Origin of the sequence: Pseudomonas alkylphenolica (assembly GCF_004025535.1) — a bacterium.
Lineage (GTDB): Bacteria > Pseudomonadota > Gammaproteobacteria > Pseudomonadales > Pseudomonadaceae > Aquipseudomonas > Aquipseudomonas alkylphenolica_A.
This window is the reverse complement of the sequence record NZ_QJRG01000034.1, coordinates 421,376-445,481: the sequence shown is the minus strand read 5'-3', so window position 1 is coordinate 445,481 and position 24,106 is coordinate 421,376. Positions and strand designations below refer to the sequence as shown.

Sequence of the window (24,106 nt, the reverse complement as noted above, 5' to 3'; positions counted from 1 at the left end):
ATGCCGTTTAGAGATGGCTTGTGGCGCAATTGCATATTAGTCGGCATGGCTGGGTGCTGGCTAAAGTTCGCGCACCACTTCTGTCGGCGACCCCCATGCTCTCGACCCTGTTTGCCCAGCAACCCTTCATGCCCCTCGACTGGCTGCCGATCCTGCTTGGCGTGGGCGCCGCCTATATCGTCTTCGGCATCGCCGGATTCGGCACAGCACTGGTGGCTGGGCCGGTGCTGATCCAGTTCATGCCCCTGTCACGGATCATCCCCTTGCTGGTGTTGCTGGATTTTCTTGCCGCGTTCGGCAACTGGTTGCCCGCACGCCAGGCGGTGGCACGCCCGGAGTTGCTGCGTCTGCTGCCGTGCATGGCACTGGGCTGCACGCTCGGCGTGGTGTTCTTGCTCAACCTGAAGTCCGACCTGTTGTTACTGTTGATGGGCCTGTTCATCAGTGTTTATTCCCTGTACAGCCTGGCGGTAAAGGTCAGGCCGACCCGGCTCTCGGCCTCTTGGTCGGTGCCGGTGGGAACGATGGGCGGCCTCTTTGGTGCCTTGTTCGGCAGTGGCGGCTTTCTCTATGCGCTCTACCTCAATGCCCGGCTGCCTTCCAGCGAGCAGGCACGGGCAACCCAGAGTGCCTTGATCAGTTGCAGTACGGTGGTGCGCCTGAGCCTGTTTATGTTTGCCGGCGTGTATGCCGACCTGTCGCTGTGGTTACTGGCCCTGTGCTTGCTGCCGACGATGGTTATCGGACTGTACCTGGGCCGGCGTCTGACCCTGAAGCTGTCGCGCGAAGCCTTTGTGCGCCTGGTTATCTGGCTGGTGCTGGCCAGCGGCATTGCCCTGATCGGTCGCTACCTGAGTGAGGTAAACTGGTCGCTTTGAGCAAGTTTGGCTGCCGTCATGATTACCCAGAGCATCATTGTCCCGAAGATCTCCACTGTTCCTGTGCATGAGGCGCGTGCGCGGGCGATTCTGCGCTGGCTGGTGCGCGAGAAGGTCATCGAGGAGCAACTGAGCACCTGCGGCAGCACCGGCAACCGCATGGCCTATGCCATCGCCGAGGGCGCTCGCAAGGTCGTCGAGCGCCCGCAGCTATTACCGTTCGGGCAGATGATCAATGGCCTGGAGGTGATCACCAAGCGTTGCATCTATACCCCTCTCGACGGTTTCCTCGAAGAAGCCGGCTGTGCTGAGTGTCGCCGGGAGGTGGGCGTGGCGCTGTTCGAAAGCCTGGAGGAGTGGATGCCGGGGCAGACGGACAATTTCATCTGCCCGCTGTGTGCACATGAAGATGACATCAACGGTTTTCTGTTCCTGCAACCCTGCGCGTTTTCCAACCTGGGATTTATCTTCAACAACTGGGGGGCGGCGGGTTTCAGGCAGACTTTTCTCGACGACTTTGCCGACTGGCTGGACCAGCCAGTGGCCGTAGTGCAGGTAACCCGCGCAGACAACTGACCGAAGGCCCATCTTTGCATTGAGCGAAGGGCACTGGATGAGTATAATGGCGCGCTTCCATTTTTCCCGCCCGGGAGCCCCCGCGATGCTGCGTATCAGCCAAGAAGCCCTGACCTTCGACGACATTCTCCTAGTGCCTGGTTATTCCGAGGTACTACCCAATGAAGTCAGTCTCAAGACCCGTTTGACCCGTGGCATCGAGCTGAACATTCCGTTGGTTTCCGCCGCCATGGATACCGTGACCGAAGCCCGTCTGGCCATCGCCATGGCACAGGAAGGCGGCATCGGCATCATCCACAAGAACATGACCATCGAGCAGCAAGCTGGCGAAGTGCGCAAGGTCAAGAAGTTCGAGGCCGGCGTGGTCAAGGACCCGATCACCATCGAAGCCGATGCTACGGTGCGTGACCTGTTCGAGCTGACGCGCCTGAACAACATCTCCGGCGTTCCGGTGCTGCACAATGGCGACCTGGTCGGCATCGTCACTTCCCGCGACGTTCGCTTCGAAAACCGTCTGGATGCCACTGTCCGTGAAGTGATGACGCCTAAAGAGCGCCTGGTCACGGTCAAGGAAGGCGCCGACAAGAACGAAGCGCGCGAGCTGCTGCACAAACACCGCATCGAGCGCGTGCTGATCGTCGATGACAACTTCGTGCTCAAGGGCATGATGACCGTTAACGACATTGAAAAAGCCAAGGCCTACCCGCTGGCCAGCAAGGACGACCAAGGTCGTCTGCGCGTTGGTGCTGCGGTCGGTACCGGTAAAGACACCGGTGACCGTGTTGCGGCACTGGTAGCTGCCGGCGTTGACGTGGTGGTCGTTGACACCGCTCACGGTCACTCCAAGGGCGTGATCGATCGCGTTCGCTGGGTGAAGGAAAACTTCCCGCAGGTTCAGGTCATTGGCGGCAACATCGCCACCGGCGCTGCTGCCAAGGCCCTGGCCGAAGCGGGCGCTGACGCTGTCAAGGTCGGTATCGGCCCTGGCTCGATCTGCACCACCCGTATCGTTGCCGGTGTCGGCGTGCCGCAAATCAGCGCCATCGCCAACGTCGCCGCCGCGCTGGAAGGCACCGGTGTTCCGCTGATCGCCGATGGTGGCATCCGCTTCTCCGGTGACCTGTCCAAGGCCATCGTTGCCGGCGCCTCCGCCGTGATGATGGGCTCGATGTTCGCCGGTACCGAAGAGGCCCCGGGCGAAATCGAACTGTTCCAGGGTCGTTCCTACAAGGCGTACCGCGGCATGGGTTCGCTGGGTGCAATGTCCCAGGCCCAGGGTTCTTCGGACCGTTACTTCCAGGACTCCTCGGCCGGTGCCGAGAAGCTGGTACCGGAAGGTATCGAAGGTCGCGTGCCGTACAAGGGCACCCTGACCGCGATCATCCACCAGCTGATGGGTGGCCTGCGCTCCTCGATGGGTTACACCGGTTCTGCCAACATCGAAGAAATGCGCACCAAGCCAGAGTTCGTGCGCATCACCGGTGCTGGCATGGCCGAGTCCCACGTGCATGACGTACAGATCACCAAAGAAGCGCCAAACTACCGCGTAGGTTGATGCTTCAGGCAACACTTGCTAGCGGGGCTGTTATCGACAGCCCCGCGTCGTTTCCGATTTCCACTGACGAGATTGAGTCATGGCCCTCGACATTCACGCTCACCGAATCCTGATCCTCGACTTCGGTTCCCAGTACACCCAGCTGATCGCTCGCCGCGTGCGCGAAATCGGCGTGTACTGCGAACTGCACCCGTTCGATATGGACGATGAGGCGATTCGCGAATTTGCCCCACGCGGCATCATCCTCGCTGGCGGCCCCGAGTCCGTGCACGAAGCCAACAGCCCACGCGCGCCACAGGCCGTCTGGGACCTGGGTGTACCGGTATTCGGTATCTGCTACGGCATGCAGACCATGGCCGAGCAACTGGGCGGCAAGGTTGAAGGTTCCGAGCTGCGTGAGTTCGGTTACGCCCGTGTCGACGTAGTCGGCAAGAGCCGCCTGCTCGATGGCATCGAAGACCACGTTGACGCCGACGGCGTGCTGGGCCTGGACGTTTGGATGAGTCACGGTGACAAGGTCACCCGCATCCCGCAGGAGTTCCACATCCTGGCCAGCACCCCGAGCTGCCCGATCGCCGGCATGGCCGACGACACCCGTGGCTACTACGGCGTGCAGTTCCACCCGGAAGTGACCCACACCAAGCAGGGCGGTCGCATCCTCTCGCGCTTCATCCTCGACATCTGCGGCTGTGAAGCCCTGTGGACGCCTTCGCACATCGCTGAAGACGCCATTGCCCAGATCCGTGCGCAGGTTGGCACCGACAATGTCCTGCTCGGCCTGTCTGGCGGCGTCGACTCCTCGGTTGTAGCCGCACTGCTGCACAAGGCCATCGGCGACCAGCTGACCTGCGTCTTCGTCGACAACGGCCTGCTGCGCCTGCACGAAGGTGAGCAAGTGATGGCCATGTTCGCCGAGAACATGGGCGTCAAGGTGATCCGTGCCAACGCTGAAGAGCAGTTCCTGACCAACCTTGCCGGTGAGTCGGACCCTGAGAAGAAGCGCAAGATCATCGGTCGCACGTTCATCGACGTGTTCGACGCCGAGTCGAACAAGCTCGAGAACATCAAGTACCTGGCCCAGGGCACCATCTACCCGGACGTGATCGAGTCGGCTGGCGCCAAGAGCGGCAAGGCCCACGTGATCAAGTCGCACCACAACGTCGGCGGCCTGCCTGAGGAAATGAACCTCAAGCTGGTCGAGCCACTGCGTGAGCTGTTCAAGGATGAAGTACGTCGCCTTGGTCTCGAGCTGGGCCTGCCGTACGACATGGTCTACCGTCACCCGTTCCCTGGCCCGGGCCTGGGTGTACGGATCCTCGGTGAAGTGAAGAAGGAATACGCCGACCTGCTGCGTCGCGCTGACCACATCTTCATCGAAGAGCTGCGCAAAGCCGACTGGTACCACAAGGTCAGCCAGGCGTTCGTGGTGTTCCAGCCGGTGAAGTCGGTCGGTGTGGTCGGTGACGGCCGTCGTTACGCCTGGGTCGTGGCCCTGCGTGCGGTAGAAACCATCGACTTCATGACCGCACGTTGGGCGCACCTGCCTTACGAGCTGCTGGAAACTGTCAGCGGCCGGATCATCAACGAGATCGAAGGCATCTCGCGCGTAACGTACGACGTTTCGAGCAAGCCGCCGGCAACGATCGAGTGGGAATGATCGGGCGTCCGGTAAATACCGGCACCTGGTAGCAACTTGCAGCAAAAAGCCCGTATCGTGCGGGCTTTTTGCTGTCTGGCTTCAGGCTGCGTTAACCCGATTACCAGCCCAGCTGTTTGTTGAATGACAGCGCATCATAGTAATCATGCTGCGAGGCGATCTTGCCGTCCTTGAGTCTGATGAAGCTGACGCCCTTGAACGACAACGGCTTGTTGGTCGCCGGGGTCTCGGGCGCCCAGGCGCCGGTGTTGTTTCCATCGAACTGCCACTCGAAAGCAATGTTGTCGCCCTCGACGACGGGCTGGCCAACCATCTGCCATTTCAGGTCAGGCACCGCATCGATAAACAGCTTGATGACTTCGACCCTGGCGGCTTCCCGGCCGACTTTGGGTACACCTACGGACGCGTCGAGGAACTCCCCGTTCTCGGCAAAGTACTGCGCCGCGGCATCGGGGTCGTGTTTGTTCCAGGCGCTCATGTAGGCGTTGATGACCTCCAGGGTCTTTTCTTTGTCCGCCGCCACCGAGAACTGGGCAAACAGGATTAAGGCCAGAACACTGACAAGGCGAAGCGAGAGTCGCTGCATGGTATTTCCTCTTCGATTGTTGCTGTTGTTGTAGAGTCGGATGCCCACGAACCGTTTGGTGGGTAATTGTAGTGTCTGCGGCGTAGGGCATCTGCCTGCCTGCGGCAACAGTTCACTTAATCTTTCTCACTTGCAGGTGTATCGTATTCGCCCTTGATCGGCGGTACCTGGAACGGTGCCGACCTGTTGTTCCTGGCAATTCGAGGTACCTGCTGCATGTCTTTTACCCGGCGACAAATACTCGGCGGCCTGACCGGCCTGGTGGCAATCGGTCTGGGCGCTGGCGGTGCATCCCGCTACTGGCTGGGGCGCAGTGATCCGGATGCCGGGCATGACTACGAGCTGATCGCCGCGCCGCTGGACGTAGAGCTGGTCTCAGGCTACAAGACCGAGGCCTGGGCCTTCGGCCCGTCGGCGCCGGGTACCGAGCTGCGGGTGCGCCAGGGTGAGTGGCTGCGGGTACGCTTCATCAATCACCTGCCGGTCGAGACCACCATTCATTGGCATGGCATTCGCCTGCCGCTGGAGATGGACGGGGTGCCCTACGTGTCGCAACTGCCGGTCAAGCCCGGCGAGTACTTCGACTACAAATTCCGTGTGCCAGATGCCGGCAGCTACTGGTACCACCCGCATGTCAGCAGTTCCGAAGAGCTGGGGCGCGGCCTGGTCGGGCCGCTGATCGTCGAGGAGCGCGAACCGACCGGCTTCCTTCACGAACGTACCCTGAGCCTGAAGACCTGGCATGTGGACGAGCAAGGCGCGTTCATGCCCTTCAGTGTGCCTCGCGAGGCGGCGCGCAACGGCACGGCCGGGCGGTTGATTACCATCAACGGCCAGGCCGGCTCGGTCACCGAGCTGCCTGCAGGGCAGGTGGTACGGGTGCGGCTGCTGAACCTGGACAACACCTGGACCTACCGCATCAACCTGCGCGGCAACTGCGAGGCGAAGATCTATGCCCTCGATGGCAATCCGATCACGCCGCGACCGCTACAGAAGGACTACTGGCTCGGGCCGGGCATGCGCATCTGTCTGGCTATTCGCATTCCAGAGGCGGGCGAAGAGATTTCCCTGCGCGACGGTTTCGTGCGCCTGGGCACGCTGCGCTCGGTAGCGAGCACGCAAGCGCCAGGCGACTGGCCGCCTGCGCTGCCGGCCAACCCGATCGCCGAGCCCGACCTGGCCAATGCCGAGAAGCTCAACTTCAATTTCGAATGGGTCGGCAAGGTCTCGGTGAATACCGAGAACGGCAAGCCGCCGAGCCTCTGGCAGATCAATGGCCAGGCCTGGGATATTACCGACAAGACCTGTGCCGACCGGCCAATTGCCACGCTCAGGAAGGGCAAGAGCTATATTTTCGAGCTCAAGAACATGACCCAGTACCAGCACCCTATCCATTTGCACGGCATGAGTTTCAAGGTGCTGAGTTCGAACCGGCACAAGTTCCAGGAGCAGTACTTCACCGATACCTACCTGCTGGGCAAGAACGAAAGCGCGCAGGTGGCACTGGTGGCTGATAACCCGGGAACCTGGATGTTCCATTGCCATGTGATCGACCATATGGAAACCGGCCTGATGGCCGCGATCGAGGTGGTTTGATGCGTCAGCCACAAATCATTGATCGCAGCCGTGATCAGGAATTCATGCGCCAGGCCCTGGCGCTGGCGGAGCAGGGTGCTGCCATGGGCGAGGTGCCGGTGGGTGCCGTGCTGGTGCAACATGGTCAGGTGATTGGTCGGGGCTTCAACTGTCCGATCAGTGGCAGCGATCCCAGTGCCCATGCCGAGATGGTCGCCATTCGTGCTGCAGCGCAGGCGGCAAGCAACTATCGCCTGCCCGGCAGTACCCTCTACGTGACCCTGGAGCCGTGCAGCATGTGTGCCGGGCTGATCGTGCATTCGCGCATTGCGCGGGTCGTCTACGGCGCGCTAGAGCCCAAGGCAGGCATCGTGCAGAGCCAAGGTCAGTTCTTTACCCAGGGGTTTCTCAATCACCGGGTCTTGTTCGAAGGCGGCGTGCTGGCCGAGGAGTGCGGGACGATTCTTTCAGAGTTCTTCAAGGCGCGCCGGAAATAGGAGCGACTGACTGTCTTCTGGTTAACTGTGGGGCCCGCGCTGCGGGCAATCGCGGATAAATCCGCTCCTACAGCTTCACAGCGGCGGCGAGGGCTCAGGCGGCTTGGTCTTGTCGATTCCCGGCACATGCAGGTTGCCATCGGCCACCTGGCTGCCCTCCAGCTGAGGCTGGGTCACCCAGGTGAGGATGTCGTAGTAACGCCGGATGTTCGCCACGAAATGCACCGGCTCCCCGCCGCGGGCATAGCCGTAGCGGGTCTTGCTGTACCATTGCTTTTGCGAAAGGCGCGGCAGCATTTTCTTCACGTCCAGCCACTTGTTCGGGTTCAATCCCTCACGTTTGGCCAGTTTGCGCGCATCGTCCAGATGTCCGCCACCGACGTTGTAGGCCGCCAGGGCAAACCAGGTACGGTCCGGCTCCTTGATCGAGTCGTCCAGTTGCTCCTTCACGTGCATGAAGTACTTGGCGCCACCGCGAATGCTCTGTACCGGATCCAGGCGGTTGGACACCCCCATGGCCTGGGCAGTGCGCTGGGTCAGCATCATCAGCCCGCGCACACCGGTCTTGGAGGTGACTTCGGCCTGCCACATGGACTCCTGGTAGCCGATGGCGGCCAGCAAACGCCAGTCGACCTGCTCTTTCTTGGCCGATGCCTTGAAGTGCTTCTCATAGCGCGGCAGACGCTGCTGCAGGTGTTGGGCGAAGGTGTAGGCACCGACGTAGCCGAGTACATCGACATGGCCGTAGTAGCGGTCTTTCAGGCGCTGCAAGGTGCCATTCTTCTGGACTTTGTCGAGAAATTCGTTGATCTCGTTAAGCAGGCTGTTGTCTTCGCCGGCGGCGACGGCCCAGCGCTGGTCGCGGGAATCACCGAGGTCGAAGGCCACCCGCACGTTGGGAAAGTAGACCTGGTTCATTGCCAGTTCGTTGGAGTCGACCAGGGTCAGGTCGATCTGCCCTTCGTCGACCATGCGCAGCAGGTCGACCACCTCAACCGCGTCGGACTCTTCGTATTCCAGGGCCGGATACTGCTTTTTCAGTTCTGCCAGCTGTTCGGCGTGGGTGCTGCCTTTGAGCACCATGATCTTCTTGCCCACCAGGTCCTTGGCGTCGGTCGGCCGCGAACGGCCGTTGCGGTAGATGATCTGCGGGGTGACTTCAAGGTACGGGTGGGAAAAACGTACCTGTGACTTGCGCCGTTCGCTGCTGACCAGGCCGGCGGCGGCCAGTACCGGGCCGGAGGGTTTGCCAAGCTGATCGTAAAGCTCGTCGAGGTTGTCGGCGGTCTCGATCTTCAGCTCCACGCCCAGGTCGTCGGCAAAGCGCTTGACCAGCTCGTACTCGAAGCCGGTTTCACCGTTGCGGTCTTCAAAGTAGGTGGCGGGGCTGTTGCGGGTAATTACGCGCAGCACACCGTCCTCCTTCACGCGCTCAAGGGTGCTGGGTTTTTCAACACAGGCACCGAGCATCAGGAAGAGTCCGATTGCGAAGAGCCATTTGGCGCAACGCTGTCGCAGAGCAGTTTGGGCGAACATAAATTGCAGTATACGCAAAGGACTGATCCCGCCATATCTCGACAACGGATTGCTTGTCTGCTAGCACAGTTTGCGCTAGGGGTGGAGCGCGGGCGCGAAGGGTGCAGTTTTTTGACCCCTGAGTCCGGTTTGTTCCGCCGACAGGCGCACGCGTCGGAATGCTCTGTTGCGGGTGCCGGAAGCCACGGATTTAGGCTAGAATGCACGGCCTCTAAGCACACCCCCTTCCTGAGGCTGTCCCGACGATGTTGATCCTGCGCGGCGCTCCTGCCCTTTCTGCCTTTCGCCACGGTAAATTACTCGAGCAATTGAGCCAGAAAGTCCCCGCTGTTAGTGGTTTGTACGCTGAATTTGCTCATTTCGCCGAGGTTGACGGCGATCTGACCGCCGACCAACAGCAAGTACTCGCACGCTTGCTCAAGTACGGCCCGAGCGTACCGGTACAGGAGCCAAGCGGCCGCCTGTTCCTGGTTTTGCCACGATTCGGCACCATCTCGCCCTGGTCGAGCAAGGCCAGCGACATCGCCCACAACTGCGGCCTGGAAAACATCCAGCGCCTGGAACGCGGCATTGCCTACTACGTCGCCGGTGAGCTGAGCGAAGCCGACGCGGCACTGGTCGCCCAGGTTCTGCACGACCGCATGACCCAGATCGTCCTGGCCCGCCTGGAAGACGCCGCTGGCTTGTTCAGCCATGCGCAGCCCAAGCCGATGACTTCGGTGGACATCCTCGGTGGCGGTCGCGCCGCACTGGCACAGGCGAACATCGACCTTGGCCTGGCCCTGGCCGAAGACGAGATCGACTACCTGGTCGACGCCTTCCAGACCCTGGCGCGCAACCCGAACGACATCGAACTGATGATGTTCGCCCAGGCCAACTCCGAGCATTGCCGTCACAAGATCTTCAACGCCAGTTGGGATATCGACGGCGAAAGCCAGGAAAAAAGCCTGTTCGGCATGATCAAGAACACCTACCAGATGCACAGCGAAGGCGTGTTGTCCGCTTACAAGGACAATGCCTCGGTGATCGTCGGTAGCACCGCCGGGCGCTTCTTCCCGAACCCTGAGACCCGCCAGTACGGTGCGGTGCAGGAGCCGGTGCACATCCTGATGAAGGTCGAGACCCACAACCACCCGACCGCCATTTCGCCGTTCTCCGGTGCCTCCACCGGTTCCGGTGGCGAAATCCGCGACGAAGGCGCGACCGGTCGTGGCGCCAAGCCCAAGGCTGGCCTCACCGGTTTCACCGTATCCAACCTGCGCATCCCCGGCTTCGAACAGCCATGGGAGAAGGCGTATGGCAAGCCAGAGCGCATCGTCAATGCCCTCGACATCATGGTCGACGGCCCGCTGGGTGGCGCCGCCTTCAACAACGAATTCGGTCGTCCGGCCCTGACCGGTTACTTCCGTACCTTCGAGCAGTCGATCACTACCCCGCACGGTGAAGAAGTGCGCGGTTATCACAAGCCGATCATGTTGGCCGGTGGTATGGGCAACATCCGTGAAGATCACGTGCAAAAAGGCGAGATTACCGTCGGTGCCAAGCTGATCGTCCTCGGTGGCCCGGCGATGCTCATCGGCCTGGGTGGCGGTGCGGCATCGTCGGTTGCTACCGGCGCCAGCTCTGCCGACCTGGACTTCGCCTCGGTACAACGCGAGAACCCGGAAATGGAACGCCGCTGCCAGGAGGTCATCGACCGTTGCTGGCAGCTGGGCGACAAGAACCCGATCGCCTTCATCCATGACGTCGGCGCCGGCGGTATTTCCAACGCCTTCCCGGAACTGGTCAACGACGGTGGTCGTGGTGGCCGCTTCGAGCTGCGTAACGTGCCCAACGACGAGCCGGGCATGGCCCCGCACGAAATCTGGAGCAACGAGTCCCAGGAGCGTTACGTGCTGGCAGTCGATGCCGCCGATTTCGAGCGGTTCCAGGCCATCTGCGAGCGCGAGCGCTGCCCGTTCGCCGTGGTCGGCGAAGCCACTGCAGAGCCACACCTGACTGTTACCGACAGCCACTTCAACAACAGCCCGGTGGACATGCCGCTGGAAGTGCTGCTGGGCAAGCCGCCGCGCATGCACCGTTCGGTCACCCGTGAAGCCGAGCTGGGCGATGACTTCGACCCGAGCGCACTGGAACTCAAGGATTCGGTCGAGCGCGTTCTGCGTCACCCGGCCGTGGCCAGCAAGAGCTTCCTGATCACCATTGGCGACCGCACCATTACCGGCCTGGTTGCCCGCGACCAGATGGTTGGCCCGTGGCAGGTACCTGTGGCCGACGTTGCCGTCACCGCCACCAGCTTTGACGTGTACACCGGCGAAGCCATGGCGATGGGCGAGCGCACCCCGCTGGCGCTGCTGGATGCCCCGGCATCCGGACGTATGGCAATCGGCGAAACCCTGACTAACATGGCCGCTTCGCGTATCGAGAAGCTGTCCGACATCAAACTGTCGGCCAACTGGATGTCCGCTGCCGGTCACCCGGGTGAAGACGCGCGTCTGTACGACACCGTCAGGGCCGTCGGCATGGAGCTGTGCCCTGAGCTGGGCCTGACCATTCCGGTGGGCAAGGACTCGATGTCGATGAAGACCAAGTGGAGCGAAGAAGGCGCGGAGAAGTCCGTCACCTCGCCGCTGTCGCTGATCGTCACCGGTTTTGCACCGGTCACCGACATTCGCAAGACCCTCACGCCTGAACTGCGCATGGACCGGGGCGAGACTGACCTGATCCTGATCGACCTCGGCCGCGGCAAGAACCGCATGGGTGCCTCGATCCTCGCCCAGACCCACGGCAAGCTCGGCAGCCAGGCGCCGGACGTCGACGACGCCGAAGACCTCAAGGCCTTCTTCGCCGTAATCCAGGGGCTGAACAAAGATGGTCACCTGCTGGCTTACCACGACCGTTCCGACGGTGGCCTGATGACCACCGTGCTGGAAATGGCTTTTGCCGGTCATTGCGGCTTGAGCCTGGAGCTGGACACCCTGACCAGCAAGCGTGAAAAGATCGCCGCCATCCTCTTCAACGAAGAGCTGGGTGCGGTCATCCAGGTGCGTCAGGACGCAACCCCGGACGTGCTGGCGCAGTTCAGCGCTGCCGGCCTGGGCGAAGACTGCGTTGCCGTGATCGGCAAGCCGGTCAACAGCAACGAAGTGCTGATCCAGCACATGGGCGAAGACCTGTTCCAGGGAGAGCGCGGCCAGCTGCAGCGTCAATGGGCTGAAACCAGCTACCAGATCCAGCGCCTGCGTGACAACGCCGACTGCGCCGATCAGGAGTTCAACGCTCTGCTCGAAGAGGACAATCCGGGTTTGAGCGTCAAACTCGGCTTCGACGTCAATCAGGACATCGCCGCGCCCTACATCAAGAAAGGCATTCGTCCTCAGGTAGCCGTCCTGCGCGAGCAGGGTGTCAACGGCCAGGTCGAGATGGCGGCAGCTTTCGACCGTGCCGGCTTCAACGCCATCGACGTGCACATGAGCGATATCCTCGCCGGTCGCATCGACCTGAACGAATTCAAAGGACTGGTAGCCTGCGGCGGCTTCTCGTACGGCGACGTACTGGGTGCCGGTGAGGGCTGGGCCAAGTCGGCACTGTTCAACAGCCGTGCCCGCGAGGCGTTCCAGCAGTACTTCGAGCGTACCGACAGCTTCACCCTCGGCGTGTGCAACGGTTGCCAGATGATGTCCAACCTGCACGAGCTGATTCCGGGCACCGAGCTGTGGCCGCACTTCGTGCGTAACCGTTCCGAGCAGTTCGAAGCCCGTGTGGCCATGGTTCAGGTCCAGGAGTCGAACTCGATCTTCCTGCAGGGCATGGCCGGTTCGCGCATGCCGATCGCCATCGCGCACGGTGAGGGCCATGCCGAGTTCGCCAGCGAAGAAGCCTTGCTCGAAGCCGACCTGTCCGGTTGCGTAGCCCTGCGCTTTGTCGACAACCACGGCAAGGTCACTGAGACCTACCCGGCCAACCCGAACGGCTCGCCGCGCGGGATTACCGGCCTGACCAGCCGCGACGGTCGCGTCACCATCATGATGCCGCACCCTGAGCGTGTTTTCCGTGCCGTGCAGAACTCCTGGCGTCCGGATGACTGGAACGAAGACGGTGCGTGGATGCGCATGTTCCGCAACGCGCGGGTCTGGGTGAACTAAGGGTGTACAAACTCGCGTTCTTCGTCCCGCCCAGCCATGTGGACGTGGTCAAAACCGCTGTGTTCGCCGCTGGCGGCGGACGCATCGGTGACTACGACTGCTGCGCCTGGCAGGTGTTGGGCCAGGGCCAGTTCCGCCCACTGGACGGCAGCCAGCCGTTCATTGGGCAGCGCGGCGTGGTCGAGCAGGTCGAGGAATGGCGGGTGGAGCTGGTCGTGGCCGATGCGCTGATCCACCCGGTGGTCGCTGCGCTCAAGCAGAATCACCCTTACGAAACACCGGCGTATGAGGTCTGGCAACTCGCCGACTTCTAAAGCCTGTAAAAAAGCCGCGACCGGTTTGCACTGGTCGCGGCTTTTTTGTGTCTGGGGGAAAGCCCTCAGGGACGAATTTCGATCATCGTGCCGTCGGGTACCATGTCCCAGACCTCGCGCATGTCGCGGTTGGTCATGGCGATGCAGCCTTCGGTCCAGTCCAGGGTGTGGAAGAACTCTTCAGGGTATTCTTCGTCCAGTGGCGTGCCGTGGATCATGATCATGCCGCCAGGTGGCACGCCTTCGCGCCGGGCTCGTGCCGAGTCGCTGATGTTCGGGTAGGAGACGTGCATGGCCAGGTTGTAGCGGTCGCTCTCCTTGCGCCAGTCGATCCAGTAGAAACCTTCCGGGGTGCGCTTGTCACCTTCGCGCATTTTTGCGCCCTTGGGCTGCTTGCCCAGGGAAATGCGGTAAGTTTTCAGCGGTGCGCCGCCACTGATCAGCTGCAGGCGACGTTCAGACTTGACCACCAGGATTTTGTCGATGGGCACTGCCGGTTGGGGTTTTAGCTGGAGAGGCGAGGGGGCGATCTTGTCGACCGGCCGGGTGACGATTGTTTCGGTAAACGCTGCCTGGGACACCGAAGCCATACTGAGGCAGAAAAGGGCAAGCAACCAGCGCATGAAGCAGTATCCCGGAAATTAATTGTTGGAAGACGAGACGAGCATCGGCGACAGGCATTCATTGCCAATCGGGTAGTGTTGCTCGATGCGGTCACGATAATAGCATTCTAGGGTACGGGTGATGGTGCGGAAAGCCAGCTCGTCCCACGGGATCTCACTTTCGTCGAAAAGTCGCACTTCCAGGCTTTCGACGCCGACGGCAAAGTCCAGATCAGCCAGCTCTGCGCGAAAGAACACATGCACCTGGCTGATGTGCGGCAGGTCGAACAGCTGGTAGAGGGTCATCTCGCTGACACGGGCACAGGCTTCCTCGACCGTTTCGCGGCGGGCGGCCTGCTCCAGGGTTTCACCGTTCTCCATGAAACCGGCAGGTAAGGTCCAGTAACCCCGGCGTGGCTCGATGGCGCGGCGGCACAGCAACACCTGGCCGCCCCAGGTTGGGAGGACGCCGGCGACGATATTGGGGTTCTGGTAATGGATGGTCTGGCAGTGGTCGCAGACGTAGCGCAGGCGTGTGTCGCCTTCGGGAATACGCTGATTTACCGGTTTACCGCACGCGCTGCAGAATTTCATGCTTTTATTCCTGTAAGTAGCGCTTATCTTGGCGCGACTTTCACTGCACCTGCAAGCCGGTTCGTATCGGGGCTTGGGCGGCCCGCGGCTTTGGTGCATCATGCTGATCAGGCTTTGGAATCGAGAGAGAGCAATGCTGGACGAGCTACTTCGCCGCGTAAGCAGTCATACGCCGAGCACCCTGGAGACCGATCATCGTTTTCCCGAGGCCGCAGTGTTATTGCCCATCACCCGCAGCGAAGCGCCTGAACTGGTACTGACCCTGCGCGCCAAAGGGCTGTCGACCCACGGTGGCGAAGTAGCGTTCCCCGGCGGCCGCCGTGACCCGGGAGACCCCGACCTGGTATTTACAGCTTTGCGCGAGGCCGAGGAGGAGATCGGTCTGCCCCCTGGGCTGGTAGAGATTATCGGTCCGTTGAGCCCGTTGATTTCGCTGCATGGGATCAAGGTAACGCCGTTTGTCGGGGTGATTCCCGATTTTGTCGAGTACCAGGCCAACGATGCAGAAATTGCCGCGGTGTTCACCGTTCCGCTGGAGTTCTTTCGCCAGGACCCGCGTGATCACACCCACCGTATCGACTATCAAGGGCGCAGCTGGTATGTGCCCAGCTACCGCTTTGGCGAGTACAAGATCTGGGGGCTGTCGGCGATCATGATCGTCGAGCTGGTCAACTTGCTTTACGATGCCCGGATCAGCCTGCATCAGCCGCCTGAACGCTTTACCCCAATTTGAGCGGGCCCACCCGCCACGACCGCTGCACCGTGAGGAACCACGCATGAAATACCGTCTGGGCGACCTGCGGGTCGAAACCCATCCACGCAGCTGGGCGGCGCCCACTGCCACATTGATCGGCAAAGTGCGCTTGCAGGCGGGTGCCAGTGTCTGGTTTGGCGCGGTGCTGCGCGGCGACAATGAACTGATCGACATCGGTGAGAACAGCAATGTCCAGGACGGTACCGTCATGCACACTGACATGGGCTCGCCGCTGACCCTGGGCAAGGGCGTCACCGTCGGCCACAACGCCATGTTGCACGGCTGTTCCGTGGGCGACTACAGCCTGGTCGGGATCAACGCCGTCATTCTCAATGGTGCAAAAATCGGCAAGTACTGCATCATTGGCGCCAATGCCCTGGTCCCCGAGGGCAAGGAAATTCCCGACGGCTCGCTGGTGATGGGTTCTCCCGGCAAGGTGGTGCGCGAACTCACCGATGCGCAGAAAAAGATGCTTGAAGCCAGTGCTGCGCACTATGTGCACAACGCCGAGCGTTATGCCCGCGACCTCGCGCCTCAGGAGGATTGATGAGCACCAGTGAACGCCCGGTGGCGTCGCCCTGTGTGCAGATCTGTGCCCTGGATGAGGCCGATATCTGCACGGGTTGTCAGCGCACGGCCATGGAAATCACCCGCTGGGGGCGCATGGACAACACTGAACGGCGCCAGGTACTCAAGTTGTGTCATGAGCGCGCACTGGCGGCGGGGCTCATCTTCAACGCGGGCAGTATCGCCGGCTGAGCGGGTACTTGGCCGCAGGCGGCGGCTGAAGTACCCTGTAGCGCTTGTCCAGCGGTTATTCCCATGCCTTTTCTGATTGCCTACATCAGCAGTGTCGTGCTGATCAACTACGCCTTTTCCAGCGCCCCGCACCTCGACGTCATCTGGTCTGCCTGGGGCGGGCTGGTGTTCATCCTGCGCGACATGGTCCAGACCCGCTTTGGCCATGGTGCACTGATCGCCATGCTGGTGGCGCTGGCGCTGTCGTACATCACCTCCGAGCCTGCCATTGCCCTGGCCAGCGCCACGGCCTTTGCCGTTTCCGAGCTGATTGACTGGCTGGTCTTCAGCATTACCCGGCGGCCCTTGCATGACCGCTTGTGGTTGAGTTCGGCGCTGAGCATTCCGGTCGATACCTTCATCTTTTTCGGCATGATCGGGGCGTTGACCCCGGCGGTGGTCGGCACCGCATTGGCTTCGAAATTTGCCGGGGTGACTGCGGTCTGGCTGATCATGGCCTGGCGTTTGCGCAAACGTGCTGCCATCGGCTGAGGCCGGGAGGCACGGTTCATGTAAAATGGCGCTCCTTTTCACCGGGTTGCCCCGAGTACGGGGCGGCCCTGGATTCCTTCCCCTTGAGGACCTGAAATGACCCGTATCGGAACCCCATTGTCGCCAACAGCGACCCGCGTACTGCTGTGTGGCTGCGGCGAACTGGGCAAGGAAGTGGTGATTGAGCTGCAACGCCTGGGTGTTGAAGTGATCGCCGTGGACCGTTACGCCAATGCCCCCGCCATGCAGGTGGCCCATCGCAGCCATGTGATCAATATGCTCGATGGCGCTGCGTTGCGCGCGGTGATCGAGGCCGAGAAGCCGCACTACATCGTGCCGGAGATCGAAGCCATCGCCACCGCGACCCTGGTCGAGCTGGAAAACGAAGGCTTCACCGTGGTGCCGACGGCACGTGCTGCGCAGTTGACCATGAACCGTGAAGGCATTCGCCGCCTGGCTGCCGAAGAGCTGGACCTGCCGACGTCGCCTTACCACTTTGCCGACACCTTCGAAGACTATGCCAAGGCCGTCGAGGACCTGGGTTTCCCTTGCGTGGTCAAGCCGGTGATGAGTTCGTCGGGCAAGGGCCAGAGCCTGCTGCGCAGCACCGATGACCTGCACAAGGCCTGGGAGTACGCCCAGGAGGGCGGTCGCGCCGGCAAGGGCCGGGTGATCATCGAGGGCTTCATCGACTTTGACTACGAAATTACCCTACTGACCGTGCGCCATGTTGGCGGTACCACGTTCTGTGCGCCGGTCGGGCACCGTCAGGAGAAGGGTGACTATCAGGAATCCTGGCAGCCTCAGGCCATGAGCCCCAAGGCGCTGGCTGAATCCGAGCGTGTGGCGAAGGCTGTGACCGAGGCGCTGGGTGGTCGCGGCCTGTTTGGTGTCGAGCTGTTCATCAAGGGTGATCAGGTGTGGTTCAGCGAAGTGTCGCCGCGCCCGCATGACACTGGCCTGGTGACCCTGATTTCCCAGGACCTGTCGCAATTCGCCCTGCATGCGCGGGCAATTCTCGGCCTGCCGATTCCATTGATCCGTCAGTTCGGTCCTTCGGCTTCGGCAGTTATTCTGGTGGAAGGTCAATCGCAGCAAACTGCATTCGCCAACCTGGGCGTGGCCCTCAGCGAGCCGGATACGGCGATTCGTCTGTTCGGCAAACCTGAGGTCAATGGCCAGCGCCGCATGGGCGTGTGCCTGGCACGTGACGAGTCGATCGAGGCTGCACGGGCCAAAGCGACCCGCGCTTCGCAAGCAGTCAGCGTCGAGTTCTGACTGACCCCTGGCCGCATGCTGCAAGCCGTGTGGCTTGCAGCATGCGGCTCATCCCGTCATAGCTCCGAGTGGCGGGTTTCTTTCAGGCACAGCACGGCAATCAGGCTCAGCAGCGCTGCTGCCGACACATAACCGCCCACCCAGCTCAAACCGCCCATCGCCACCAGCTTCTGGGCGAAGAACGGTGCCGCCGAAGCGCCGACAATGCCGCCGAGGTTATAGGCTGCCGATGCCCCTGTGTAACGTACATGGGTGGGGAACAGCTCAGGCAGCAACGCGCCCATCGGGGCGAAAGTCACCCCCATCAGGAACAGCTCGATGGCCAGGAACAGTGCGACACCGGTGGTGGAGCCGGAGGTCAGCAGCGGCTGCATGGTAAAGCCGGAGAGAATCGCCAGGATCGCACCGACGATCAGCACCGGCTTGCGCCCGTACTTGTCGCTGAGCCACGCCGACAGCGGGGTAGCCAGGGCCATGAACAACACTGCAAAGCACAACAGGCCGAGGAACGTCTCACGGCTGTAGCCCAGCGTTGACACCCCATAGCTGAGCGAAAACACCGTCGAGATGTAGAACAGTGCATAGCACACCACCATGGCGGCGGCGCCGAGCAGCACCGGCATCCAGTACTGCGAGAACAGCTCGACCACCGGCATTTTCACCCGTTCATGGCGGGCAATGGCCTTGGCGAAGATCGGTGTCTCTTCCAGCTTGAGCCGTACATACAGGCCAACAATGACCAGTGCGGCGCTGAGCAGGAACGGAATCCGCCAGCCCCAGCTGCGGAACTGCTCGTCGGTCAGAACCATGGCCAGGGTCAGGAACAGGCCGTTGGCAGCCAAAAAGCCGATGGAAGGGCCCAGTTGCGGGAACATGCCGAACCAGGCGCGTTTGCCTTTGGGGGCGTTCTCCGTGGCCAGCAGGGCAGCACCACCCCATTCGCCACCAAGACCCAGGCCCTGGCCGAAGCGCAGTACACACAAGAGGATGGGGGCCCAGGCCCCGATGCTGTCGTAGCCGGGCAGCACGCCGATCAGGGTGGTGCACACGCCCATCAGCAGCAACGAGGCCACCAGGGTCGATTTGCGTCCGATGCGGTCACCGAAGTGGCCGAACAGCGCCGAGCCCAGGGGCCTGGCCAGGAAGGCGATGCCGAAGGTCAGGAACGCCGACAGCATCTGTGCGGTGCCTGAGGTTTGCGGGAAAAACACCGGGCCGATGACCAGTGCGGCGGCAGTGGCGTAGACATAGAAGTCGTAGAACTCGATGGCGGTGCCGATAAAGCTGGCCGTGGCCACCCTTGCCGGGGAGTTGCCGGTGCTGGCCGGGGCCGTGTCTGAGTAGGTGCTGCTGGTTGTCATGCGATTATCCCTGACAGTCGAGTGCTCCCTTGGCGTAGCCGCCGACCTGCACAGGCAGGCTTAAGCGGACAAGCGCCGAAGCGTATTGTTGTTGGTCGCGTGACTGAGCATACGCCCGTTGGGGATAGGGGCGGCGCGGGCACTGTTCGGGGTGTGAACCAGTGCGGATTCGGCGCGCAGTATTCGGTCGTGCGGACTGGCCGAGAAACGCCGGGTGCGGGTAGCAGGCGAGACGGCTGGGCTGGGTAAGCGTGGCCTGAGTATAACTAGCGGGTTACGGTCCAGACCAGTATGCGACTGGCGCAATTGTCCTCTGTTTCGAGGATTTCCAGGCGATAGCGGCCGATTTTCAGGCAGACCGCACTGGCCGGGATGCTTTCCAGTGCTTCGGTCACCAGGCCGTTGAGGGTTTTCGGGCCGTCGCTTGGCAGGTGCCAGCCCAGGCTGCGATTGAGTTCACGGATGGCAACGTTGCCTTCAATGACGAAACGCCCGTCTGCCTGGGGGTGGATGTGCGGGTTGTCCAGGCTGTGTTCGTCTTCGAACTCGCCGACGATTTCTTCAAGAATGTCCTCAAGCGTGACAATGCCCTGTACCTCGCCGTATTCGTCGACGACGACACCGAGGCGGCGCTGCTGCTTGTGGAAATTGAGCAGCTGCAGTTGCAGCGGAGTGCTTTCCGGAACGAAATACGGGTCGTAGCACGCAGCCTGCAGCGCTTCGCGGGTCAGCTCGGCCTTGGGCAGAAGGTGGCTGATCAGCTTGGTATTGAGGATGGCTTCAACCTGGTTGATGTCGCTGTGATACACCGGCAGACGGGTGTGGCGGCTGATGATCAGTTGCTCGATGATCTGCTCGATCGAGTCATCGAGGTTGATGCCGTCAACATCGTTGCGTGGCACCAGGATGTCGTTGACGGTGATCTTGTCCAGGGCCAGTAGGCTCTCGGGCAGGTTCAGGCGATGGCCGGCCTGTGGGTCGTCTTCGGCGTCATCGGTATCGGTTTGATCATGCAGGGCAACGGCATGCGGCTGAATACGGAACGGGCGCAGTAATACCCGGGCGCAGCCATCGAGCAGCCAGGCCAGCGGCCGGAGCAATGTCAGGGGGGCTTTGAGCAGGCTGTTGCCAAGGCTGATGAAGGTCTGCGGGTTGCGGCGGGCCAGCTGACGTGGCAGGTACTCGGACAGTACGAGAAGCAGTGCCGAGGCGCCCAGGCCTGCCAGCCAGAACCCCTGTTCACCGTTGTAGCGCTGCCCCAGCAGGCAGGCCAGGGCCAGTACCAGCAACTTGCCAAGGGTCGAGCACAGCACCAGTGATTGCGGGGTGACGGCCAGTTCCGGGTGTTCGCCGGTCAGGTTGTTGCGCCGTGCGTTATTGAGGTGCTGCTGGGCGGCGTCCACCGCAGTGAACAGTGCCGACCAGAGCAGGGCCAGTGCCAGTATGCCAAGCAAGGGGCCTAACGGCAGAGCGTCCATTTACCTGTGCCCGTCAGATGTGCAGGATGAATTCGCGCACCAGCTTGCTGCCGAAGTAGGCCAGCATCAGCAGGCAGAAGCCGGCCAGGGTCCAGCGAATGGCCTTGTGGCCACGCCAGCCCAGTCGGGTGCGGCCCCACAACAGCACGCTGAACACGACCCAGGCCACACAGGCCAGCAGGGTTTTGTGCACCAGGTGTTGCGCAAACAGATTGTCGAGAAACAGCCAGCCGGAAATCAGCGACAGTGACAACAGCCCCCAGCCGGCCCAGAGAAAACCGAACAGTAGGCTTTCCATGGTTTGCAGGGGTGGGAAGTTCTTGATCAGCCCCGAAGGGTGCTTGTGTTTGAGCTGGTGGTCCTGAAGCAGCAGCAACAGCGCCTGGAACACGGCGATGGTGAACATCCCGTACGCCAGGATCGACAGCAGGATGTGCGCAAGGATACCGGGCTCTTCGTCGATCAGCGGCACTGTGCCCGGGGGCGCGAACTGCGCGGTCAACGCGGTGAGCATGCCCAGCGGAAATAGCAGTACCAGCAGGTTTTCTACCGGGATGCGCAGGCAGGCGAGCAGGGTCAGGGTGATGACGGCAGTGGCGATCAGGCTGGCGGCGCTGAAAAAATCCAGGCTCAGGCCCAATGGCGTGATCAATTGCCAGCACAGCGCAGTGCCCTGGGCAATGACCGCAAGCGCGCCCAGCAGGCCGAGCAGGCGCTTGTCGGCCTTGGCGCCTTGCGCCAGGCGCGAGCCTTGATAGAGAGTCGCGGCGGCATACAGGCAGGCGGCGATCAGGTTGGGTAGCAAGCTGGGTGACAAAGGGAGCATAAGTCCTGTTAGGCAAGCCCGAAAAGAGCTGAGTTTGGCATAGAACGCGTCCGCCAAGGAAGACTGCCAGCCGACGGCGAGGTGTGCGCGTGCCCGAGTCTTCGTTATAATCGCCGACCTGCCCCTGCCCAAGGCCCGTCGAACACGCCAGAGGCAGCTGATAAACCTCGGTTCTACAGAGCCTGAAAGGATCACCATGTTTGAAAACCTGACCGACCGTCTGTCACAGACGCTGCGCCATGTCACCGGCAAGGCCAAGCTGACCGAAGACAACATCAAAGACACCCTGCGTGAAGTGCGCATGGCGTTGCTCGAGGCTGACGTCGCCCTGCCGGTGGTCAAGGATTTCGTCAACAAGATCAAAGAACGTGCCGTCGGCACCGAGGTGTCGCGCAGCCTGACCCCGGGCCAGGCATTCGTGAAGATTGTCCAGGCCGAGCTCGAAGGCATGATGGGCGCGGCTAACGAAGAGCTGTCGCTCAACGCCGCGCCGCCCGCTGTGGTACTGATGGCCGGTTTGCAGGGTGCTGGTAAGACCACCACCGCCGGCAAGCTGGCGCGCTTCCTCAAGGAGCGCAAGAAGAAGTCGGTGATGGTGGTGTCGGCTGACGTCTACCGTCCGGCAGCAATCAAGCAGCTGGAAACGCTGGCTGGCGACATCGGCGTGACCTTCTTCCCGTCCGACATCAGCCAGAAGCCGGTGGCCATTGCTGAAGCGGCCATCCGTGAAGCCAAACTGAAATTCATCGACGTGGTCATCGTCGACACCGCCGGTCGTCTGCATATCGATGCCGAGATGATGACCGAGATCAAGGACCTGCACGCTGCGGTCAAGCCGATCGAAACCCTGTTTGTGGTTGACGCCATGACCGGTCAGGACGCGGCCAACACCGCCAAGGCGTTTGGTGATGCGCTGCCGCTCACCGGCGTGATCCTGACCAAGGTCGACGGTGACGCCCGTGGCGGTGCTGCGCTGTCGGTGCGTGCCATCACCGGCAAGCCGATCAAGTTCATCGGTATGGGCGAGAAGAGCGAAGCGCTCGAGCCGTTCCACCCGGACCGTATCGCCTCGCGCATCCTGGGCATGGGTGACGTGCTCAGCCTGATCGAACAGGCCGAGCAGACTCTCGACAAAGAAAAGGCCGACAAACTGGCCAAGAAGCTGAAGAAGGGCAAGGGCTTCGACCTCGAAGACTTCCGTGACCAGCTGCAACAGATGAAGAACATGGGCGGCCTCGGCGGCCTGATGGACAAACTGCCAAGCATCGGCGGCGTCAACCTGGCCCAGATGGGCAATGCCCAGGGTGCGGCCGAGAAACAGTTCAAGCAGATGGAAGCGATCATCAACTCCATGACCCCGGCCGAGCGCCGCGACCCTGACTTGATCAGCGGTTCGCGCAAGCGCCGTATCGCCATGGGTTCCGGCACCCAGGTGCAGGACATCGGTCGCTTGATCAAGCAGCACAAGCAGATGCAGAAGATGATGAAGAAGTTTTCTGCCAAAGGCGGCATGGCCAAAATGATGCGCGGCCTGGGCGGCATGATGCCAGGTGGCGGCATGCCCAAGCTGTAACCCGATTCAGATCAGCGGCCTGAAACCGGGCGGCTGATCGGAACCCCGCCTTCGGCGGGACACTGCTGCTTTATATAAGGCAGCGTTATTCGCAAATCTGCAGGCTGGCCTTTTTCCTTGTCGTAAAAAGGCATTTGCAAAAGTCCGTGTATTCCTTGAGAATATGCGGCCTTTCGGGCACCCGTGTGCCCGCTGTGCATTATGATTTGCAGCACCGACTACAGGAACGATGTTCAATGCTAACCATCCGTCTTGCCCGTGGTGGCTCTAAAAAGCGCCCATTCTACACCCTGACCGTGACCGACTCGCGTAACCCGGTTACCGGTTCGCACATCGAGCAGGTTGGTTTCTTCAACCCTATCGCTCGTGGTCAGGAAGTTCGTCTGTCCGTTAAACAAGACCGCGTTGCTCACTGGCTGAGCGTTGGCGCGCAGCCGTCCGAGCGCGTTGCTCAACTGCTGAAGCAAGCTGCCAAGGCTGCTGCCTGAGCAATATGAACGCGACGCCAGAAAGTGCTGACGATTTAATCGTTGTTGGCAAGATTTTCTCGGTTCACGGCGTTCGCGGCGAAGTGAAGGTGTATTCCTTTACTGATCCGATTGAAAACCTGTTGGATTACCGCAACTGGACGCTTCGGCGCGAAGGCGTGGTTAAACAGGTAGAGCTGGTCAGTGGCCGTTCCACTCAAAAGGATCTGGTCGCCAAGCTCAAAGGCCTCGACGATCGTGATGAAGCCCGTCTTCTGAGCGGTTATGAGATTTGTATCTCGCGTAGCCTTTTGCCCAACCTGCCTGTCGACGAGTACTACTGGTACCAGTTGGTGGGTCTGAAAGTCATCAATCAGGACGAACAGCTGTTCGGCACGGTTGATCACCTGTTGGAGACCGGCGCGAACGATGTAATGGTGGTCAAGCCCTGCGCGGGCAGCCTGGATGATCGCGAGCGGTTGTTGCCCTATACAGAGCAATGCGTGCTGGCAATCGACCTGGATGCAGGCGTGATGAGGGTGGAATGGGACGCGGACTTCTAAG

The 24,106-nt window shown here is 61.4% G+C and carries 23 protein-coding genes; 16 read left to right on the top strand and 7 right to left on the bottom strand.

What is annotated here, in order from left to right; translation table 11 throughout:
- Positions 1-95 precede the first annotated feature (95 nt).
- The 4 genes from DM813_RS06130 (at position 96) to guaA (ending at position 4,666) form a co-directional block, all read left to right on the top strand.
- Positions 96-878 (top strand): sulfite exporter TauE/SafE family protein, encoded by a 783-nt coding sequence (locus tag DM813_RS06130; RefSeq protein WP_128322523.1) that lies wholly within the window; start codon positions 96-98, stop codon positions 876-878.
- Between the two features lie 18 nt (positions 879-896).
- Positions 897-1,454 (top strand): sugar ABC transporter ATPase, encoded by a 558-nt coding sequence (locus tag DM813_RS06125; protein ID WP_128322522.1) that lies wholly within the window; start codon positions 897-899, stop codon positions 1,452-1,454.
- Positions 1,455-1,539: 85 nt separating this feature from the next.
- The gene (gene guaB / locus DM813_RS06120) at positions 1,540-3,009 is read left to right on the top strand and encodes an IMP dehydrogenase (protein ID WP_128322521.1); all 1,470 of its coding nucleotides are present in this window, start codon (positions 1,540-1,542) and stop codon (positions 3,007-3,009) included.
- A gap of 79 nt (positions 3,010-3,088) precedes the next feature.
- On the top strand, positions 3,089-4,666 hold the full coding sequence (gene guaA, locus DM813_RS06115) for a glutamine-hydrolyzing GMP synthase (RefSeq protein WP_128322520.1): 1,578 nt from the start codon (positions 3,089-3,091) through the stop codon (positions 4,664-4,666).
- Positions 4,667-4,766: 100 nt separating this feature from the next.
- Here guaA and DM813_RS06110 read toward each other — a convergent pair whose 3' ends face one another.
- The gene (locus tag DM813_RS06110) at positions 4,767-5,252 is read right to left on the bottom strand and encodes an ester cyclase (RefSeq protein ID WP_128322519.1); all 486 of its coding nucleotides are present in this window, start codon (positions 5,250-5,252) and stop codon (positions 4,767-4,769) included.
- 216 nt (positions 5,253-5,468) lie between these two features.
- On the opposite strand from DM813_RS06110, the gene DM813_RS06105 reads away from it, so the two are divergent.
- Both DM813_RS06105 and tadA read left to right on the top strand, forming a co-directional pair.
- Positions 5,469-6,848, top strand: coding sequence for a multicopper oxidase family protein (locus DM813_RS06105; RefSeq protein ID WP_128322518.1), 1,380 nt, complete (start codon positions 5,469-5,471; stop codon positions 6,846-6,848).
- Positions 6,848-7,324 (top strand): tRNA adenosine(34) deaminase TadA, encoded by a 477-nt coding sequence (tadA, locus tag DM813_RS06100; RefSeq protein WP_128322517.1) that lies wholly within the window; start codon positions 6,848-6,850, stop codon positions 7,322-7,324. Before DM813_RS06105 ends, tadA begins: the two co-directional genes overlap by 1 nt.
- 75 nt (positions 7,325-7,399) lie before the next feature.
- Here the strand turns inward: tadA and mltF are convergent, their stop codons facing one another.
- The gene (gene mltF, locus DM813_RS06095) at positions 7,400-8,860 is read right to left on the bottom strand and encodes a membrane-bound lytic murein transglycosylase MltF (protein ID WP_128322516.1); all 1,461 of its coding nucleotides are present in this window, start codon (positions 8,858-8,860) and stop codon (positions 7,400-7,402) included.
- A gap of 245 nt (positions 8,861-9,105) precedes the next feature.
- On the opposite strand from mltF, the gene purL reads away from it, so the two are divergent.
- Together purL and DM813_RS06085 are read left to right on the top strand one after the other, a co-directional pair.
- Positions 9,106-13,005 carry a phosphoribosylformylglycinamidine synthase gene (gene purL, locus DM813_RS06090; RefSeq protein ID WP_128322515.1) on the top strand — a complete coding sequence of 1,300 codons (3,900 nt, stop codon included), beginning with the start codon at positions 9,106-9,108 and terminating at the stop codon, positions 13,003-13,005.
- Between the two features lie 2 nt (positions 13,006-13,007).
- Entirely contained in the window at positions 13,008-13,319 is a 312-nt protein-coding gene (locus DM813_RS06085; protein ID WP_128322907.1) for a YqfO family protein, read from the top strand.
- A 65-nt stretch (positions 13,320-13,384) separates the two neighbouring features.
- On the opposite strand, the gene DM813_RS06080 is transcribed toward DM813_RS06085, so the two are convergent.
- Both DM813_RS06080 and DM813_RS06075 read right to left on the bottom strand, forming a co-directional pair.
- Positions 13,385-13,942: a L,D-transpeptidase family protein gene (locus tag DM813_RS06080; protein WP_128322514.1), complete on the bottom strand. Its 558-nt coding sequence runs from the start codon at positions 13,940-13,942 to the stop codon at positions 13,385-13,387.
- Positions 13,943-13,960: 18 nt separating this feature from the next.
- Entirely contained in the window at positions 13,961-14,515 is a 555-nt protein-coding gene (locus DM813_RS06075; protein WP_128322513.1) for an NUDIX hydrolase, read from the bottom strand.
- 133 nt (positions 14,516-14,648) lie between these two features.
- On the opposite strand from DM813_RS06075, the gene DM813_RS06070 reads away from it, so the two are divergent.
- From DM813_RS06070 to purT, 5 genes are all read left to right on the top strand, one after another.
- A complete protein-coding gene (locus tag DM813_RS06070) occupies positions 14,649-15,248 on the top strand; it encodes a CoA pyrophosphatase (protein WP_128322512.1) in 600 nt (199 codons plus the stop codon).
- Between the two features lie 43 nt (positions 15,249-15,291).
- Positions 15,292-15,816, top strand: a complete 525-nt coding sequence (locus DM813_RS06065; protein ID WP_128322511.1) for a gamma carbonic anhydrase family protein — start codon at positions 15,292-15,294, stop codon at positions 15,814-15,816.
- Positions 15,816-16,028: a DUF1289 domain-containing protein gene (locus DM813_RS06060; protein WP_128322510.1), complete on the top strand. Its 213-nt coding sequence runs from the start codon at positions 15,816-15,818 to the stop codon at positions 16,026-16,028. Before DM813_RS06065 ends, DM813_RS06060 begins: the two co-directional genes overlap by 1 nt.
- Positions 16,029-16,091: 63 nt before the next feature.
- Positions 16,092-16,559: a VUT family protein gene (locus tag DM813_RS06055; RefSeq protein ID WP_128322509.1), complete on the top strand. Its 468-nt coding sequence runs from the start codon at positions 16,092-16,094 to the stop codon at positions 16,557-16,559.
- A 96-nt stretch (positions 16,560-16,655) separates the two neighbouring features.
- Entirely contained in the window at positions 16,656-17,837 is a 1,182-nt protein-coding gene (gene purT / locus DM813_RS06050) for a formate-dependent phosphoribosylglycinamide formyltransferase (RefSeq protein ID WP_128322508.1), read from the top strand.
- Positions 17,838-17,893: 56 nt separating this feature from the next.
- Here the strand turns inward: purT and DM813_RS06045 are convergent, their stop codons facing one another.
- From DM813_RS06045 to DM813_RS06035, 3 genes are all read right to left on the bottom strand, one after another.
- On the bottom strand, positions 17,894-19,198 hold the full coding sequence (locus DM813_RS06045; RefSeq protein WP_128322507.1) for an MFS transporter: 1,305 nt from the start codon (positions 19,196-19,198) through the stop codon (positions 17,894-17,896).
- A gap of 266 nt (positions 19,199-19,464) precedes the next feature.
- Positions 19,465-20,676, bottom strand: coding sequence for a transporter associated domain-containing protein (locus tag DM813_RS06040; protein ID WP_128322506.1), 1,212 nt, complete (start codon positions 20,674-20,676; stop codon positions 19,465-19,467).
- A gap of 13 nt (positions 20,677-20,689) precedes the next feature.
- Positions 20,690-21,502, bottom strand: a complete 813-nt coding sequence (locus tag DM813_RS06035; protein WP_128322505.1) for a cytochrome C assembly family protein — start codon at positions 21,500-21,502, stop codon at positions 20,690-20,692.
- Between the two features lie 196 nt (positions 21,503-21,698).
- Here DM813_RS06035 and ffh point away from each other — a divergent pair, with 196 nt between their 5' ends.
- The 3 genes from ffh (at position 21,699) to rimM (ending at position 24,105) form a co-directional block, all read left to right on the top strand.
- Positions 21,699-23,075 carry a signal recognition particle protein gene (gene ffh, locus DM813_RS06030; RefSeq protein WP_128322504.1) on the top strand — a complete coding sequence of 459 codons (1,377 nt, stop codon included), beginning with the start codon at positions 21,699-21,701 and terminating at the stop codon, positions 23,073-23,075.
- Between the two features lie 236 nt (positions 23,076-23,311).
- Positions 23,312-23,563 carry a 30S ribosomal protein S16 gene (gene rpsP / locus DM813_RS06025; protein WP_128322503.1) on the top strand — a complete coding sequence of 84 codons (252 nt, stop codon included), beginning with the start codon at positions 23,312-23,314 and terminating at the stop codon, positions 23,561-23,563.
- 5 nt (positions 23,564-23,568) lie between these two features.
- Positions 23,569-24,105, top strand: coding sequence for a ribosome maturation factor RimM (gene rimM / locus DM813_RS06020; RefSeq protein ID WP_128322502.1), 537 nt, complete (start codon positions 23,569-23,571; stop codon positions 24,103-24,105).
- The last annotated feature ends 1 nt before the right edge of the window (position 24,106 follow it).